Raw genomic sequence first — 15,874 nt, 5'->3', positions numbered from 1 at the left:
CCTCTCTCAGGACTGGTGGGCGGTCATGGGCGCGGGGACGGCGTCGGCAGCGCGTCTCGTTCGAGGACGTCGAGGCTGCCGCGCACCGCCCAGGCCGTGAGGACGTCGGAGAGCACCCGGCTCTCGTGGACCGGGTCGATCCGGCCCGTGGCCCTGGCCTGACCGAGGACGGCGAAGACGAGCGTGGGCGACTGCCGAGCCAGCACGCCGACGTCGTCCCCCCACGACGTGTGCAGTGCGATCAGCTGTTCCGGCCGCCGTTCCCCCACCGGCATCAGATCGGCGAGGCGGCGACCCCGCAGCGCCGCCGACCGGTGCGAGGCCATCAGCTCGGCCATCGCGGGCAGGCTCTCCTCCAGCCGGTCGATCTCCCGCCGGCGCTCCACCGGGAGGTCGCGCATCGGGTAGCAGGCACGCCACGCGTCGGCCAGCGCCGCCCACTGCGGATGCGGGTAGAGGGTGTCCCCGACACTGGCGCTCAGCAGGACCCGGACGTAGGGCATGGGGTGCGGGTCCTCGCCGGGGGGACGGAACACGAAGAAGCGCGGCAGGCTGACGACGGCCAGGAGGCCCAGCGTCGAGGCGATGCCGAGCTTGCCGACCGACCAGAAGTCGGCGACGCACTCCGAGACGGTGCGCTCCCAGCTGGCCCAGGGGGTGGCGCTCCGGTCCCGTCGGCCGCGCTCACGGATCTCCGCACGCAGCGACTCCACGAGCCCGAGCAGCGCCGCGCCCTGATGGCCGACCTCGTGGACGAGGGACGAGGCGATCCCGTGACCCACCATGCGCTCCCGCGGCACCCGCACGATGGCCACCGGATTCGGTCGGCCGCCGGGTAGTCGGGTACGGGCCCGCCGGATGGCAGCACCCGGCCCTCGCGTCAGGTAGCAGACGACCGGAGGCGGGTCGAACCAGCTCCCGGGCAGTTCCAGCGCCTCGGCAGCCAGGCGGTCGAGCCCCGACAACCACACCCCGGTCCCGCTCTCGCTGCGCTGGGTGATCACCTCGGCGAAGAGGTCGACCTGGGAGAGCACGTCGTTGAAGTGGATGCGGATCGCGACGAACCTGCGCTGCTGCTCGGCAGGGGGGACGTGCCGGCCCGGGCCGTGGAGCCAGCGGAGGAAGCCCTCCACCTCGTCGCGGAGGGTGGTCCGGCTCTCGTGGAGGAACCGTTCGATGCGCCGGTGCGCGCTGTAGGGCAGAGCGGCCGCGAGCACCATCGTCTCGGTGAGGACGAACGGCCGGTGCTGGCCCAGTCGGGTCAGCAGGGCGAGGGCCTCCTGGTCGATCAACCCCGTCGCCCACCGCGTGCCGTCCTCACCCACGACGTCCACTAGAACTCGAACCCGCTGAACTCGTCGGCTCCACCGTCGTCAGCGGGACCGGGCTCGGGACCGGGGTCGTCGTCCGCGGGACCGGGACCCCGGCCGGCGGCGTCCTCGGGCGGGGCACCGGCGCTCCGTGCGCCGGGCTCCCCGGCCCACCCCGCCCACGCGTCGCTGGGCTGCCACTGTCCCGGCGGCCACGGCGCCGGCGGCCACGGTGCGGGCAGCCACGGTGCGGGCTGCCACGGCGGTCGGGGCCGACGGCGCGGCTGATCGTCGTCCCCGGGTGCGGGACGACGTCGCGGTCGGCCGCCGTCGGACCCTGCGGGACGACGTCGCGGCTGACCGCGGTCCGATCCCGAGGGGCGGCGCCGTCCGGTGCCCGCCTGCGGTCCGGGACGCCCTGGTTGGCGTCGGTCACGGGACGACTGGGGACGTGGGCGCACGAGGCCAGGGGCGTGCTTGCGGGCCGCGGCGACGGCGGCCGCGCGGGCGACGGTCTTCGGCGGCACCTTCGGTGATGCCAGGCCGGCGGTGCGGCTGGTCGCCCTGCCGAACTGCACGAAGCGGTGGGCGGCTTCGAACTCGGCCTCGTCCTCGCTCATCATCTCGGCCTCCTCCACCTCCAGGAGCCCGCCGGCGAGCGAACCCAGCTTGCCGCCGAGCGCGGTGCCCACCCCGGGCAGCAGAGCGCTCCCGAGCGCCGCGCCCGCGACCGGGAGGACCGTCTTCGCGACGTTCTTCAGGACGCCGCCGACGGCCTTGCCGACGCCGGAGTTGAGGAACGTCCCGGCGCTCTTCATGAGCTTGCCGAGGAAGCGGTCGAGCTCGGCCTCGTTTCGGACGGCCAGCAGCTCGTTGGTGAGCTCGTACTCGAGCGCCTCCTCCTCGCCCTCCGTCTCGTACTCACCCTCCGTCTCGTACTCGGCCTCCTCCTCGTACTGCTCCGCCTCCCCCGCCAGCTCCCATTCCTGCAGCGGCGTCTCGCCGTTCTCGTACTCCGTCTCGTACGACCCGTACCTGGACATCTGGGCTCCTAGACGTTGTGCAGGACGATGGTGGAACCGCGCCGCACCCAGCGGCCGGTCGCGGCGCCGGGGCGGGGCCCGCCGCCGGAGCCGGGAGGCCGCAGGGCGCGGACCACCGGCGCGAGGCCGGGCAGCTGGTGCTGCGCGGCCACCGTGGCCGCATGGGCGGCGGCGGTCGTCGGGGGCACGGACGGCGGCGCGGCCTCGGCGATCTGGGCGGTCTCGTCGGCGAACCGGACGAAGGCCCGCGCGGCTTCGAGCTCGCGGTCCTCGGCGGACAGACCCTCGAGTTCCAGCCCCAGCTTGGCGCCGACCGAGGAGGCCAGCTGACCGCCGATCTGACCGCCGGTGCCCGGAGCGATGAAGTCGCCCACCGCACGCCCGATCTGGGGCAGCACCTGCTTGGCGGCACCCTTCAACAGGCCACCGACCGCCTTGCCGGCGTCCGAGCCGAGGAACGCCTTCCCGGCGCCGACGGCGGACGACAGCAGCTTGCCCAGGAAACGATCGAGTTCCTGCTCGCCGGCCAGTTCCAGGAACTCGCCGGCCAGCTCCATCTCCGTGGACTCGTACATCCCTCCCTCCGCCTCTCCCCACTCGTCCTCGCCGTCCATCTCGAAGAGCGCCCGGTCGATGTCGTGCATGACTCGTCCTCCCGCCAGTGGCTGTGCACTTCTCCATGCACGGAACGTGCCAGTCACGCGGTGGGCAGGACGGCCACGGGACGGAAGCGGCCTTCGTCGGGGTAGGGGTCAGGGAGAAGATCGCTTCGCACGGCCGGCAGCGGCGGTGTCGAGCAGGTGGCGGTACTTCGTCACCGTCCGCCGGGCGACGACGTGCCCGGCGACGCCCAACCGGGCCACGGCGTCGGCATCGCTGCGGGGCGGGTCCGGCGACGCGAGCATCCGGGCCAGGCAGTCGACGACCGCCACGGCCTTGCCGAAGAACGCGGCGAGCGGCAGGACGCCGCCGTCCGGCAGCGCGACGACGGCGCCCTGCACGGCGCGGCTCACCGTCGACGGGTGCACTCCCAGGGCGGCCGCGACGGCCGCGCGGGTCAACGGCCGGTGCGCGGCGCGGCCGTGCAGGACGAAGTCCCGCTGGGCGTGCACCACCGCAGTGGCCACCCTGCGCAGCGCACCGGCGCGTCGGTCGACGACGTCCAGCAGGGCCCGGGCGTCAGCGCACCGGTCGGCCAGCCACTCACCGCTGTCGCCTGCCAGCCGGAGCGCATCGAGCTCCGGATCGAGGCCCAGTCCGAGGTCGGCGCCGTCGAGCACGACCACCTCCAGGCCGTCTCCCCGGCGCCGGACGATGACGTCCGGAGGAGCCCCTACCGGGGCGGCCACTGCCCCGGTGGTCAGGACCGAGGGCCGCAGTCTCGCCCGCAGGAACGCCACCGCGTCGTCGACCGCCGAGGTGCTCACACCGAGGTCCCCGGCGATCTCGGCGTGGTCGCCCACGGCGACCCGGCCGAGGTGCCCGGCGACGATCGGGACGAGGAGAGCCGGTCCCCCGTTCGACGCGTGCCACCGGGCCTGGTCGAGGAGGCAGCTCCGGACGTCCGGAGCCGCGACTCCGGGCGGACCCGCGGCCCGCACCGCCCGGACCGCCTCCGCCCACTCGTCGGACGCCCGTGCGCCGGCCTCGACGGACGACGACGGTCCAGGCAGCAGGCCTCGCTCGTCCAACTGCGCCACCACGAGGTCGACCATCGGGGCGAGGGCCGGGCGGACCATCAGCCGCGCCTCCCGCCGCAGCTCCTCGATCTCGTCCTCGACCGCGACGGGTTCGTGTACCAGCGTCACCTGTCCCGCGCACCGCGGGCACCGGCCGAGCTGCAGGGTGCACGCACACCACCGGCATCGACGCGGTGTCCCCGCGACGAGCACCGGGTTCGCCGCCAGACGTGCGGCCACCAGGGAGTCGAGCTCAGCCTGGGTCAGGGTCAGGCTCGCCAACACCTGGACGGCCAGCGGGGACAGGAGCTGCCGGTGGGCGAACCCCTGTGCCATCTGGAGGCCCGGCGCGAGAGCGGCGGATGGTCCCACCACGACCGGAGTGTCCCGCCGCGACTCCGCGACGGACAACCCCGACCGCCACCATCCCGAGACCCGAGGGGGGCGCCGGCGTCGTGCTGCCGGGCCCCTGTACGGCGGGAGGCTCGATCAGTGGGGTGCGGCGCGTCCCGCCCACCGACCGCTGAGGCACACCTCGGACATCAACACCTCCATGTGCTCGGTCGGGGCGACTCCCAGTTCGTGGGCGACCAGGTCCCGGAAGCACCGGTACGCGCGTACCGCTTCGGCGAGGTTGCCCTCGGCGAGGTGCACCCGGACGAGCGCGCGGTGGGCGCTCTCCCGCAGCGGCTCGGCGCGCACCGCGGCACAGGCCGCCTGGACCGCTTCACCGTGGCGTCCTGCGCTCGCCAGCTTGTCCGCCAGCACCTCCAGGGCGTGCAGCCGCAACTGGCGGAGCCGCTCGCGTTCCAGCACCACCCAGTCGTCGTACCAACCGGGCAGCAGCTCGCCGGCGAGCGCCGACTCGGGTGCCGTCGCGCCATCGACGTCGGCGGTCGGGTCCAGGGTCCGCTGGGCCCACTCCGCGAACTCCCAGACGTCCACCCGTACGCCGGTGGCGAGCGCAAGAGCCCCGCCGGAGGCGTCCACCAGCCCGGGGGCGACCTTCTGCACGCGCCACAACGCCGACCTCAGGCTGCCGTGTGCGTGGTCCTCCGGCACCTCCGGCCACAGCTCACCCGCCACGGCCGCCCGGGTGGACCGGCCGCGCAGGCTCAGATGGGCGATCAGGCGCTGCGCGTGCCTCGGGAGGCCCTCGACGACCCGGTACGCGCCGCCACGACCGCGCTCGAGCGCGAAGCCATCGAGCAGTCCGACGCGGACTCCAGCGGAACCGTCCACGAGATGTCCCCCCGAGGGGCGCCCGACTGGTCGGCGACGAGACGCCGCAGGATGGGTCGCCAGTTCCGATACTGGCGAGTTCCGATCGCGGCGTCAATCACCTCCCGCACCGGCCGGACACGTCGGCTCCGACTCCACCCGCGCACGAGAGGCACCACGCCGGACAGCGACGACGGCGTCGGACCCGGGGTCAGTCCGTCGGGGTCCCGCGCCGGAGGTACTCGCCGAGCCAGTGACCGACCGCCTCCAGCACCTCGTCCGGCGTCGAGGCCACCGCGACCGTCCGCTCGCTCTCCGCGCCCGGGCCGACCGCCATCACGCGGGCCCGGAACTGGTCGGACCCCTCCTCGATCCACACGCGGAGGAGCAGTGCTGCGCTTCGGTCGTCGGCCACGGCCACCCTTCACTCCAGTCATCACGCAGCGTAGGGGCTGCGCAGGGGTCGACGTCCGTGTGCAGGGCATCGATCGTGGAGCTCATGGTCCCCGTGACAGTGCGTGAGCGCACTCCCTCGAACGGATGAGGGTCGACGTCGTCTGCCGGGTACGGGATCGGCTCGTCCGCGGTCAGGGCACGCGCACTGCGGACACCGTCGACCCCCACGGGACGGCGCCCGTGGGCACGGCCGCCACGGCCGAGGAGCAGCAGCGCGGTGGGATCCCCTGGACGAGCCGGGTCATCCGCGGAGTGGGGAGCACGCCCAGTTCGCTCTCCACCAGGCTCCGGAACAGCTCGTAGGCCCGGGCGGCCTCGGCCAGGTTCCCCTCGGCCAGGTGGACCCGCACGATGGTGCGGTGAGCGCTCTCCCGGAGCGGCTCGGCACGAACTGCTGCATAGGCGGCCTGGAGCGCCTCCCAGTGGCGGCCGTGGACGGCGAGCCTGGCTGCGGTCGCCTCCAGGGCGTGCAGCCGGAGCTGGTGCAACCGCTCACGTTCGACGAGCACCCAGTCGTCGTACCAGCCGGGGAGCAGGTCACCCCCGAGCGCGGCGGCCGGCACCGCGATCTCGGCGTCGTCTCCTGGCGGGGCGATCGCCCGCCGCGCCCAGGCGCTCAGCTCTCGCACGTCGACCCGCACGTCCTGGGACAGCCGGAGGACCTCGCCGCAGACCTCGATGACGCCCGGCGCAGCCTTGTGCAGTCGCCAGAGGGCCGACCGCAGGCTCCCGTGCGCACGGCACTCGGAGACGTCAGGCCACAGCCGGCCGGCTGTGGCCGTCCGGCCCGCTCTCCCGGACAGACACAGGTGTGCGACCAGCCGCTGCACGCCAGGTGGGAGGCCTCCGGTCGAACACCGGTCGACCCCCTGGACGTCGAGTCGGAAGCCGTCCAGCAGGGTGACCTGGGTGGGCGGTGCAGCATCCACGGAACTCGCCCTTCCCCTCTGGAAGGAGCAATGGCGGTGGGACGGCGACCGGGCGGACATCCCGGCCCGTGGCCGTCGGGGTCTCGGGACGACCGGCCGCGCTCGGTCGGCGGACGACCGACGTCCCGCGGAGGCCCGGCGATGCCCTGTACACCTGATCCGCCGGTGGTGCGTCAGCGTCTGTGCACGCAGGAGTTCGGCATGATCCCCCCAGACGTCGCGTGAGCTGCGAGAACACCAACCGTAGGCAGACCCGAGCCGCCGCGGAAGTACGCAGGAGTGCGTACCCGCGCCACGTCCTCCCAGGGCTCGACGACGCCCGTACGGAGCTCGGGTGTGCTGGGATCGGGACTCCCGGTGCCCTCAGCCGCGAACGCCTTCACCGCGGCGCAGCGGATGGTTACCGTGAGGTGGGTGGCGCGCGCTGTCACCTGTTCGACAGCCTGGTTGGAGCTCGTGGGGGACATCCTGACGAGCCCCGCCGGCACGCAGCCCTTCCCCCACGAGCGGGTGGCCGACCTCCTGCGCGAGTCCGTCCACGCCGCCTGCTGCTCGCGCCACGTCGTCGACCGGACGTGGGTCGACCACATCGCCGGCTGCTGGCCCGTCGCCCACCTGCCGGCAGCACCGCCGTCCGGACGCCACGTCGACGCGACGACGCACCCACTGCTGCGCTGGTACGCGACCACCCGCAGCTCAGCACCGCAGGTCCTCGGCCGGGTGCCCAGCGCCATCGCCCCGCCGCAGATGGTCGAGGAGTGGACGGCCTTCGCCCGTCCGTTCGGGATCACGCACCAGCTGGCCCTGCCGCTGGCGATGCGTGGTGGCATCGAGGCCTACGTCCTCAGCCGCCCCGACGACGACTACGCCGACGCCGACCTGGAGCTGGCCGGCCTGGTCCTCCCGGCGCTCGGTGCGCTCTTCCGCCAGCGGGCCGTGCTCGACGGCATCTCCGCGGCGCGGTACGACCCCGTGCGCAGCCTCGGCCTGACCGAGCGCGAGCTGGCCGTGCTCACGTTGCTCGGGGAAGGTCTCACTGCTGATGCGATGGCGCGCCGACTGCGGACCTCTCCCCGGACGGTGCACAAGCACCTCGAGCACCTCTACCGCAAGCTCGGCGTGCGCGACCGCCTCGTGGCGGTCCAGCGAGCTCGTGAGGCGGGCCTCCTGGCACCGCCTCCCGAGGGTGAGGAGCCACGTCACGGTCCCGCCCTCCAGGCGGTGAACAGTCTGCCGTCGTGCTCGAAGGTGAGGTCGGCCAGGTCCAGCGTGGGCGCGCCTCGGCGCGTGTCTCCGACGGCCAGGACGCCGACCTGACTGCCGTCCGGGAGAACGGCCCAGCCGATCCGGGCCTGGCTGCCGTCGACCGGGATCCTCGCCTCGTACACCCCGGCGGGTTCGGCGGCCACCGTGGCCGTGAACGGTGTGCTCGACGTGGGGGTCCGGAGTTCGCCGGAGATGGCGCCGTTCCCGAAGGCGCCCGTCAGGCTGGCCCCGCTCGGCGAGCTCAGCTGCAACCGGCCGTCGACGACGGAACCCGTCAACCAGGCCTCGAACTGCCGCCCGTCGCAGACGTAGGCCATGGCCCGGTCCGCGTCGATGACGATGGCCAGGCTGGCACCACCGTCCCGCGTCTCACCTCCGAAGACGCCCTGCGTCGCCGCTGCGGGTGGCGAGGGCGTGGCGGAGGTCGGGCCGGGCGACGGTGCCGGTGTGGGCGCCGGCACCTCCGACGCCGTCGGCGCAGCACCCGTGTCCTCGCCGCCCGGCTCGGCAGCCGCGCCCCGGAAGAGTCCCACGAAGGTGACAGCCAGCAGCAGCGCTGCCAGGACGACGACCGTCAGCTGCACCGCGGGCCCGTGCTCGCGGCGTCCGGCGGGCGACGTCGTCCCACCCTGCGCCTCGGGGACGAAGGGGATGCCGGCCAGGACGTCCCGGTACTCCTGGGCAGCCTCCTGCACGGGGAGCCCGCCGTACTCCAGCCGCGCCTGCAACCCGGCGAGCATCACCCCTGCCGCCTCAGCGGCGCCCACCCGCGCTCTCAGGTCACTCGTCTTCTCCAGGTGGGCCGACACGGCCGCCGTCATCGACACCACCAGCGCGGCGGAGCACAGCACCTGCCACACCGGCTGCGAGGCGTCGAGCGACAGCCCGTCCTGGACCCTCTCCGCGAAGGTGGGGCCGCCCAGGGCAGGGCCTGCCATCAGCGCGACGATGACGGCACTGCTGAGGATGCTCACGGTCGACAGCCGCCTGCTCACCGGGGCCTTCCTCCGGACGTAGGCCTCGATGCCGACCCGTCTGGCCCGGATGGTGTCGAGCAGTCCTGCTCGCGGGTCGGGTGTCTCCGTGGGTGCCACGGGTGGTCACCTGCCCTCGGTCACTCGTGGCCGGGGGTGGCCAGGCGTCACCGGCGCCACGGCCTGCGTCCCTCGTCGCAGCCGTCTCACAGGCCCAGGGCGCGCACCATCGCCGCGCGGGTGTCCGGACCGACGATGCCGTCGACGGCCACTCCCCGGGCGGACTGGAAGTCACGCGTGGCCTGCTCGGTCGCGGGTCCGAAGGCCTCGTCGACGGTGAGGGGCCTGCCCAGCGCCTGGACCAGCCGCCACTGCCAGGTGGCCACCGCCGCACCGCTGTCCCCCCGGCGCAGCAGCTGGGTGCCCGTTCCCGGTTCGGCGTGCACCACGTCGACGGCCACGCGGCTGGGTCCGGTGAGGATGAGGCTGCGCAGGCCGGTCCGGGCCGCCACACCGATCCCCCAGGTGAGCACGGCCTCGAAGTCCCCGGCATCCGCCACCTGGCGGAAGGCCGCGAAGCCGGTCAGGTCAGGCAGCGGACCGGTGAGGGTCGACGTCCCGTCGTCCCGGTGTGCCACGGCCGGACGGATGACGATCTCGACGACGGCGCGGCCGCGGAGCGGGACGGGATCGCCCGAGCCGTCCTGCAGCAGCTGGTCCACGTACTGGACCCGGACGCCCGGAGCGGGCCCCTCGAAGTCGAACACCAGACGGTCGAAGTCCTTGTTGCGGCCCGCCCGGACGCGGACGAGCCGGGCCTGGCCGATCGCCTCCTGCACGTCGATGACCGGGCCCGGCGTCAGGCTGGCCGACATCGCTTCCCCCACGAGTTGTGTCATGACCGGAGCCAACTCCAGGGACCGTCACAGGGCCGTCACCCCGAGGTCACCGTCGCCGCCACCGCCTCACCCACCGGTCCGCGGCAGGCCGGCGAGTACGGGCTCGGGATGCTGTCGGTGGGTGCGACCACGGAGATGGGCTTCGACGCGCTGGCCCTGCACCGGGACGGGGGTGGACCCTCGTGTCGGCACGAATGGTGGACCACCGTCATCACATCGGGAGCCGGGCGCAGTCGGGCAGCTCACCGGGGCTCGTGAACCGGCCGTCTCCCGACCTGTGCGGCACGTTCGACATGAGCTGAGAGGGGAGACCGATGGCGACCAACGGGCCTGATCCGGCCGAGTTCCTGGAGCGGGCGCAGCGGATGCTGCACGAGCTGTTCACCGATCTGCGGAGCAGTGACGACCCGTGGGGGGAGGTGACGCGTCGACTGGGCGAACGCCCCCAGACCCCGCAGGGTCACCGCGAGCCCAGCGCCGAGGAGCAGCGGGAGAACCTCACGTTCGCGCTGGCGACGCGGGCCGTCGAGGCACTCGAGGACCTCGCGCTCAACGTCGCGGCGATCCGCCAGCGCCTCGAGCGCGTGGACGCGCAGGCCTCCGACCGGCGGCCCGAGGGCGAGGGACGAGGCCCGGACGGAGCCGACACGGGGCACTGACTCCGGACCGCGGTGACATGGACGGCTCCTCTGCTGCCCGCAGGGCGCGGAGGTGCGGCGGGGAACGGGGTTGCGATTGCCTCAGACGGACGGCGGCGTCACGATCGTCTCGGGGAGGATCCCCGGCCCACTGATCCGGTCGGGTGGTGACGCGTGGCTCCGGACGAGGACCTCGCCTCCGGCGCGGTGCCGAGCAACTGGGCGGATGCCGACCGACTGCTCGACTCCCTGGGCCACGCGGTCATCGCCACGGACCTGGGCGGCTCCATCGTCCGGTGGAACGCCGCGGCCGAGCGGCTGTACGGCTGGACCGCCGAGGAGATCCTGGGCCGACACATCGCGGACGTGACCGTCTCCGAGGCCGGGAAGGAACACGGCGACGAGATCATGCGGGCGCTGCGCGAGGGCAGGCCGTGGTCCGGGAGCTTCAGCGTCGTCCGCAAGGACGGCTCGACCTTCTCCGCGCTCGTGACCGACGTCGGGGTGCGGACCGACGACGGTCGCCTGGCCGGCATCGTGGGGGTCTCCACGGACCTCGGCGATGCGCTCCGCCCACTGCTCGCCCGCTCGTCGGACGCGGTCCTGGTCACGTCGGGCAGCGGCACCGTCTCCTACGCCAGCCCCGCGTTCACCCGGTTGTTCGACTGGCCCGAGGAGAGGGTCCTCGGGATGCGCCTGTGGGACCTCGTGCACCCCGACGACCGGTCGGTCGTCATGCCACCGGCCGCCCGGGAGGGACGCCACGACTCCCCCGCTCTCGAGTGCCGCCTCCGCTGCTCGGACGACTCCTGGCGTTGGGTCGAGATGGTCGTCTCCGACCTGCTCGACGACCCCGCGGTCCGGGGCCGGATCTGCAACATCCGGGACGTCACCGAGCGACGGAGCGCGCAGGAGCGGCTGGCCGAGCTGAACGAGCAGCTGGAGACGGCCCTCACCTCGCGGGTCGTCATCGAGCAGGCCAAGGGCATGCTGGCCGAACGCCGCGGGATCTCCGTCGAGGAGGCGTTCCAGTCGCTCCGCAAGCACGCCCGGCACCACAACGCATCCCTGCAGGACGTGGCGACCGCGGTGGTCACGCTCGGTCTGTCCCCCTGAGCTCGAACTCACCCGGCGGGCTGGTCCGGCCCCGGCGGGGCAACTAGCCTTGTGTTCGGCCGCCCCGCGGCCCTCCGCTCCGGTCCCTGGCGGAACCCGGTCGCTCCGGTCCACGGCGACGCCACGCAGCACGTGCGAAGTGGATCGACCCATGCCGAGTCCCACCATCGTCCCGACCGCGGTCATCGACTCGCGGGTCCCCGCAGGAGTCGGCTCCCGCGCCGCTCCCTTCCCGGTCGCCCGGTCGATCGGCAGGAGGACCGGGGACCGTCGCTTCCACCTCGTCGACGGGGACGGCGCCTCGCTGTGCGAGGCGTTCACCCAGCAGCAGCTCGAACGGCTGGCCCTGAGCTGGGCCGAGGTCATGGCCGTCGCTCGATGCCGGGCGTGCGAGATGCTGGGCTCCCCGTCTGGACGACCCTGAACACCGGGGGCTGGAGTGCCCGGCCCCCTGGAGTGGCGGCCGGGGTCGACGGCCCCTGAGATGGACGGGTGCGCATCCCCCGTCGCTCTGCTCGCTCCGCACCCGCCGGGTCACCCGCGCCCGGGTCGCGGAGGGTACGCACCGACGACGGCGTGGACCTGCACGTCGAGGTCGACGGCACCTCGGACGCACCGCTGACCGTGCTGCTGACCCACGGCTTCACCGCGCGCCTGGGCGAGTGGGACGGCCAGCGGGCGGCGCTGCACGGACGGGCGCGGCTGGTCCTGTGGGACCACCGCGGCCACGGGCGGTCGGCCTGGGACCGCCGGCACAACGCGACGATCGACCGGACCGGCCGGGATCTCGGTGAGGTCCTGGACGCCACCACGCCGTCGGGCCCCGTCGTCCTGGCGGGGCACTCCCTGGGCGGCATGAGCGTGCTGGCGCTGGCCCGCCAGCGGCCGGAGCTGTTCGGCACCCGGGTCGTCGGCGCCTTCCTCCTCGCCACCTCCGCCGATGGGCTGGTCCCGGACGGCGTGGTCGGCCGGGCGTTCGAGCTGGCGCGGCGGCTCGGGCTGGTGGCTCTCTACCTCCGTTGGCTGCGGCTGATCGCCCCGCTCCTGGAGCGGTTCCGCCGGCGGGGCACCGCACTGGGCCGGTGGTACACCCGGCAGTACCTCTTCGGCCGTGACGACGCCGACCCGGCCACGGTGCGCTTGGTCCAGGACATGCTCGAGGAGACGCCGCTGCCGGTCACCACGGCCTTCTATGCGAGCATCCTCGACCACGACGAGACGGCGGCGCTCGAGGTGCTGAGGCGCGTGCCGGTCACGGTGGTGGTCGGCACCCACGACCGGCTCACCCCCGCCGTGCACAGCCGGCGGATCGCCGAGGTCCTCGGGTCCGGCGCCGAGCTGGTCGTCGTGCCCGGCGCGGGGCACAGCGTCAACCTCAGCCGACCCGAGGTCGTCGACAGCGCCTTCGAGACCCTGCTGGACCGGGTAGAGCAGCGGCTGCCGCGAGCCACGGGCTGAGCGGGGTCGACGGTCAGCGGTTCCGGTCCAGCCAGTCGACGAGCACCTCCGACACGTGGCCGGGCTGGTCGGTCATCAGCACGTGGTTTGCGTCCGGGACCACCACGAGCTCGGCGCCGGGGATGCGGCGGGCGATGATGCGGCCGTTCTCCGGCGGGACGAGCGCATCCAGCTCCCCGTGCACGACCAGCGTCGGTGCGGTGATGCCCGGCAGGCGGTCGTGGCCGTCCCACTGCGACGTCCCCATCACCTGCGCCAGGTTACCCCGGTTCGTGGCGGCGAGCGGCAACCGCACCGCCCAGTCCTCCTCGATGCGCTCGCGCGGCGTCCTCGGCGCGTAGTTGAACGGGATGGAGGCCTCCGCTGCCTCCTGGGGCGTCATCGGCCCGCGCTGCGTCAGCATCGCCATCGCCTGCGGGTTCAGAACGGCGTGCGGGATGCCCGGGTGGGTGGCGATCAGGCACAGCGAGCGCACCCGCTCCGGGGCGGTGTGCACGATCTCCTGCGCGATCAGGCCGCCCATCGAGATGCCGACGACGTGGGCGGTGTCCACGCCCGCCGCGTCCAGCACGGCCAGGCAGTCCGCCGCCATGGTCCCGACCGTGTACGGCGCCCCGGGGACGTCCCCGGTGCGGCCGGCACCCCGGTTGTCGACGCGGATGACCCGGTGGCCCTCGGCCAGCGCGGGCACCAGCCGGAACCACATCGCGGCCGGGTAGGCGAGCCCCATCACCAGCAGGACGGCGGGTGCGTCCTCCGGCCCGTCGGACTCCCATGCGATGCGGGCGGTGTCAGGACGCTCGATGACCGGCACGGGTCGCTCCCTCCGTCCTGACGGCCGATCCCCGGCGTCAGCCGTCGAGCAGCAGCGTCGCACGGGTGTGCCGCCTTCGCAGCGGTGATCAGCGACCACGGACGGCCGGCGGGTGGAAGATGCCGCGGATGGACGTGCTGAGCAGCCGCATCCTGCTGCGCCCGACGGACCCGGCCCGGTCACACGCGTTCTACGGCGACGTCCTCGGCCTGGCCGTCTCCCGGGAGTTCGGCCCGCCGGAGCACCGCGGCGTCGTCTACTTCCTCGGCAACGGCCTGCTCGAGGTCTCCGGTCGCGCCGAGCGGCCACCGGGCGGCCTCGCGCTCTGGCTCCAGGTGCGGGACGTCGCCCGGGAGCACGAGCGGCTGGCCGGCGCCGGGGTCACCGTGACCCGACCGCCCCGACGGGAGCCCTGGGGGCTGGTCGAGATGTGGATCGAGGACCCCGACGGCGTGCGGATCGCCGTGGTGCAGGTCCCCGAGGACCACCCGCTCCGCCGCGATCAGCGGTGATCCCGGCCGGGTTCCGATCACCGGCACGGCAGGAGCCCGCGCAGCGTCCGTTCCCGTCCTCCCCCGGCTCCGCGCCGACCGTGCCAGGATCGACGGCGAGCACACCGGGCTGCCGGGAGGTCACGATGACAGGCGTCCGCCCGCACGGCCCCGCCCCGACGGTGCTGGCCACCGTCGACGGCCAGGCCTACGGCTCCCTGCGCACGCCGGGCACCCCGCGCGCGGAGCGCTACGCCCTCGGCCGCAGCCTGCGCAAGCAGGTGCCCCGGTCGTCGCTGTCGGAGTGGAGCCCGCCGGACGACCGACGGGACGTGCTCGACCTGCTCGCGGAGTCGCACGAGGGCCGGATCAGCTGGCTGGTGCCGGTGCGGATCGGGCGGATGACCGCCTCGCCGTACGGGTTCCTGCGCGGCGCCGCCGTGGTGATGGCCGAGGACTTCGCCCGGTTGCCGGCCACCGGCATCACCCCGGTCATCTGCGGCGACGCCCACGTGGGCAACATCGGCTTCTACGGCTCCCCGGAGCAGGAGCTCGTGCTCGACCTCAACGACTTCGACGAGGCCCACCCGGGCAGCTGGGAGTGGGACCTGCGCCGCCTCGTCGCGAGCGTCTGGGTCGCCGGGCGGCAGAACTCCATGAGCGAGGACACCTGCGCCGACGCGGTGACCTCGTGCGTGGCCTCCTACCGCGAGCAGCTGTGGGAGCTGTCGGCTCAACCGCTGCTCTGGCGCTCGTTCCAGCGGCTCGACCTCGACCGGCTGCAGACGGCGGCGTCCGACGACGCGCTGCGCCAGGAGCTGGACCGGGCGGCGAGGAAGGCGCGGTCCCGGACGAGCGACCGGGCGCTCCCCCGCTTCACCGAGCAGCACCGGGGACGACGGCGCATCGTCGAGGAGCCGCCGCTGATCACCCGGGTGGGCGCCGCCGAGGCGGACGAGCTGGCCGAGGCCCTCGACGGCTACCTGGCGACGCTGGCCCCGCACTGGCGCCGGATCCTCGGCGGCTACACGATCATCGACATCGCCCACAAGGTGGTCGGCGTGGGCAGCGTGGGGCTGCGGGCCTACGTCGTCCTGTGCGAGGGGTCCGACCCCGAGGACGTGCTGTTCCTCCAGCTCAAGCAGGCCCGGCGTTCCGTCGTCGCCCCGTTCGTCCACGGCGACTCCGCCTGGCACGCCCACCAGGGCGAACGCGTGGTGGAGTACCAGCAGGCGCTGCAGACCGTGAGCGACCCGCTGCTCGGCTGGGCCACGGTGGGTGAGCGGCAGTACTACGTGCGCCAGTTCCGCAACATGAAGGGCAGCGTCGCGCTGGACGCCATCGACCCCCGGGCGCTGGCCGACTACGCGGGGATCTGCGGCCAGCTGCTGGCCAAGGGGCACGCGCGCACCAGCGGCGCCTCGATGATCGCCGGCTACCTGGGCAGGTCGGACAAGGTGGACCAGGCGCTCTGCGCCTTCGCCAGGGTGTACGCCGACCAGACCGAGCGGGACCACCAGCGCCTCGTCGACGCGGTGGCGCGGGGCGCCGTCCCGTGCGAACCCGGTGTGTGAGGGAGC

17 protein-coding genes are annotated in these 15,874 nt (G+C 73.9%); 7 read left to right on the top strand and 10 right to left on the bottom strand.

Going from position 1 to position 15,874, the window contains the following annotated elements; all coding sequences use genetic code 11:
• Positions 1–23 precede the first annotated feature (23 nt).
• The 7 genes from MODMU_RS11990 to MODMU_RS29470 all read right to left on the bottom strand — a co-directional run bounded on the left by MODMU_RS11990 (position 24) and on the right by MODMU_RS29470 (position 6,338).
• The gene (locus MODMU_RS11990) at positions 24–1,325 is read right to left on the bottom strand and encodes a hypothetical protein (RefSeq protein WP_166503470.1); all 1,302 of its coding nucleotides are present in this window, start codon (positions 1,323–1,325) and stop codon (positions 24–26) included.
• Positions 1,326–1,333: 8 nt separating this feature from the next.
• Positions 1,334–2,353, bottom strand: coding sequence for a hypothetical protein (locus MODMU_RS27010; RefSeq protein WP_014740513.1), 1,020 nt, complete (start codon positions 2,351–2,353; stop codon positions 1,334–1,336).
• 8 nt (positions 2,354–2,361) lie between these two features.
• Positions 2,362–2,997 (bottom strand): hypothetical protein, encoded by a 636-nt coding sequence (locus MODMU_RS11980; RefSeq protein WP_014740512.1) that lies wholly within the window; start codon positions 2,995–2,997, stop codon positions 2,362–2,364.
• Positions 2,998–3,105: 108 nt separating this feature from the next.
• The gene (locus tag MODMU_RS11975; RefSeq protein WP_166503469.1) at positions 3,106–4,161 is read right to left on the bottom strand and encodes an RNA polymerase factor sigma-54; all 1,056 of its coding nucleotides are present in this window, start codon (positions 4,159–4,161) and stop codon (positions 3,106–3,108) included.
• Between the two features lie 360 nt (positions 4,162–4,521).
• The gene (locus MODMU_RS11970; protein WP_014740510.1) at positions 4,522–5,274 is read right to left on the bottom strand and encodes an AfsR/SARP family transcriptional regulator; all 753 of its coding nucleotides are present in this window, start codon (positions 5,272–5,274) and stop codon (positions 4,522–4,524) included.
• Positions 5,275–5,464: 190 nt separating this feature from the next.
• Positions 5,465–5,668: a hypothetical protein gene (locus MODMU_RS11965; RefSeq protein ID WP_166503468.1), complete on the bottom strand. Its 204-nt coding sequence runs from the start codon at positions 5,666–5,668 to the stop codon at positions 5,465–5,467.
• Positions 5,669–5,840: 172 nt separating this feature from the next.
• The gene (locus MODMU_RS29470) at positions 5,841–6,338 is read right to left on the bottom strand and encodes an AfsR/SARP family transcriptional regulator (RefSeq protein ID WP_231851838.1); all 498 of its coding nucleotides are present in this window, start codon (positions 6,336–6,338) and stop codon (positions 5,841–5,843) included.
• A 756-nt stretch (positions 6,339–7,094) separates the two neighbouring features.
• On the opposite strand from MODMU_RS29470, the gene MODMU_RS27680 reads away from it, so the two are divergent.
• Positions 7,095–7,955 (top strand): response regulator transcription factor, encoded by an 861-nt coding sequence (locus tag MODMU_RS27680; RefSeq protein ID WP_231851837.1) that lies wholly within the window; start codon positions 7,095–7,097, stop codon positions 7,953–7,955.
• Here MODMU_RS27680 and MODMU_RS28490 read toward each other — a convergent pair.
• The gene (locus MODMU_RS28490; RefSeq protein ID WP_014740505.1) at positions 7,838–8,998 is read right to left on the bottom strand and encodes a hypothetical protein; all 1,161 of its coding nucleotides are present in this window, start codon (positions 8,996–8,998) and stop codon (positions 7,838–7,840) included. The two genes, MODMU_RS27680 and MODMU_RS28490, sit on opposite strands and share 118 nt — an antisense overlap.
• A gap of 86 nt (positions 8,999–9,084) precedes the next feature.
• Positions 9,085–9,777, bottom strand: coding sequence for a peptidoglycan-binding domain-containing protein (locus tag MODMU_RS11940; protein ID WP_041795209.1), 693 nt, complete (start codon positions 9,775–9,777; stop codon positions 9,085–9,087).
• A gap of 314 nt (positions 9,778–10,091) precedes the next feature.
• Here MODMU_RS11940 and MODMU_RS11935 point away from each other — a divergent pair, with 314 nt between their 5' ends.
• The 4 genes from MODMU_RS11935 to MODMU_RS11920 all read left to right on the top strand — a co-directional run bounded on the left by MODMU_RS11935 (position 10,092) and on the right by MODMU_RS11920 (position 12,989).
• Positions 10,092–10,436 carry a hypothetical protein gene (locus MODMU_RS11935; protein ID WP_014740502.1) on the top strand — a complete coding sequence of 115 codons (345 nt, stop codon included), beginning with the start codon at positions 10,092–10,094 and terminating at the stop codon, positions 10,434–10,436.
• Between the two features lie 153 nt (positions 10,437–10,589).
• Positions 10,590–11,531 carry a PAS domain S-box protein gene (locus tag MODMU_RS11930; protein ID WP_014740501.1) on the top strand — a complete coding sequence of 314 codons (942 nt, stop codon included), beginning with the start codon at positions 10,590–10,592 and terminating at the stop codon, positions 11,529–11,531.
• A gap of 151 nt (positions 11,532–11,682) precedes the next feature.
• Positions 11,683–11,955 (top strand): hypothetical protein, encoded by a 273-nt coding sequence (locus MODMU_RS11925; protein WP_014740500.1) that lies wholly within the window; start codon positions 11,683–11,685, stop codon positions 11,953–11,955.
• A gap of 152 nt (positions 11,956–12,107) precedes the next feature.
• The gene (locus MODMU_RS11920) at positions 12,108–12,989 is read left to right on the top strand and encodes an alpha/beta fold hydrolase (RefSeq protein WP_014740499.1); all 882 of its coding nucleotides are present in this window, start codon (positions 12,108–12,110) and stop codon (positions 12,987–12,989) included.
• 13 nt (positions 12,990–13,002) lie between these two features.
• On the opposite strand, the gene MODMU_RS11915 is transcribed toward MODMU_RS11920, so the two are convergent.
• Positions 13,003–13,803: an alpha/beta fold hydrolase gene (locus MODMU_RS11915; protein WP_014740498.1), complete on the bottom strand. Its 801-nt coding sequence runs from the start codon at positions 13,801–13,803 to the stop codon at positions 13,003–13,005.
• A gap of 128 nt (positions 13,804–13,931) precedes the next feature.
• On the opposite strand from MODMU_RS11915, the gene MODMU_RS11910 reads away from it, so the two are divergent.
• A complete protein-coding gene (locus MODMU_RS11910; protein WP_014740497.1) occupies positions 13,932–14,315 on the top strand; it encodes a VOC family protein in 384 nt (127 codons plus the stop codon).
• A gap of 125 nt (positions 14,316–14,440) precedes the next feature.
• Positions 14,441–15,868 carry a DUF2252 domain-containing protein gene (locus tag MODMU_RS11905; protein ID WP_051143976.1) on the top strand — a complete coding sequence of 476 codons (1,428 nt, stop codon included), beginning with the start codon at positions 14,441–14,443 and terminating at the stop codon, positions 15,866–15,868.
• Positions 15,869–15,874: the final 6 nt, after the last annotated feature.

Origin of the sequence: Modestobacter italicus (genome assembly GCF_000306785.1) — a bacterium.
GTDB classification, from domain to species: Bacteria; Actinomycetota; Actinomycetes; order Mycobacteriales; family Geodermatophilaceae; genus Modestobacter; species Modestobacter italicus.
This window is presented reverse-complemented; position numbering and strand designations above follow the sequence as displayed.

What these genes read in the sequence shown, in the direction of transcription:
- MODMU_RS11905 (WP_051143976.1), top strand. Translation starts at nt 14,441, where the DNA reads ATGACAGGCGTCCGCCCGCACGGCCCCGCCCCGACGGTGCTGGCCACC.
- MODMU_RS11940 (WP_041795209.1), bottom strand. Translation starts at nt 9,777, where the DNA reads ATGACACAACTCGTGGGGGAAGCGATGTCGGCCAGCCTGACGCCGGGC.
- MODMU_RS11925 (WP_014740500.1), top strand. Translation starts at nt 11,683, where the DNA reads ATGCCGAGTCCCACCATCGTCCCGACCGCGGTCATCGACTCGCGGGTC.
- MODMU_RS11935 (WP_014740502.1), top strand. Translation starts at nt 10,092, where the DNA reads ATGGCGACCAACGGGCCTGATCCGGCCGAGTTCCTGGAGCGGGCGCAG.
- MODMU_RS11910 (WP_014740497.1), top strand. Translation starts at nt 13,932, where the DNA reads ATGGACGTGCTGAGCAGCCGCATCCTGCTGCGCCCGACGGACCCGGCC.
- MODMU_RS11980 (WP_014740512.1), bottom strand. Translation starts at nt 2,997, where the DNA reads ATGCACGACATCGACCGGGCGCTCTTCGAGATGGACGGCGAGGACGAG.
- MODMU_RS27010 (WP_014740513.1), bottom strand. Translation starts at nt 2,353, where the DNA reads ATGTCCAGGTACGGGTCGTACGAGACGGAGTACGAGAACGGCGAGACG.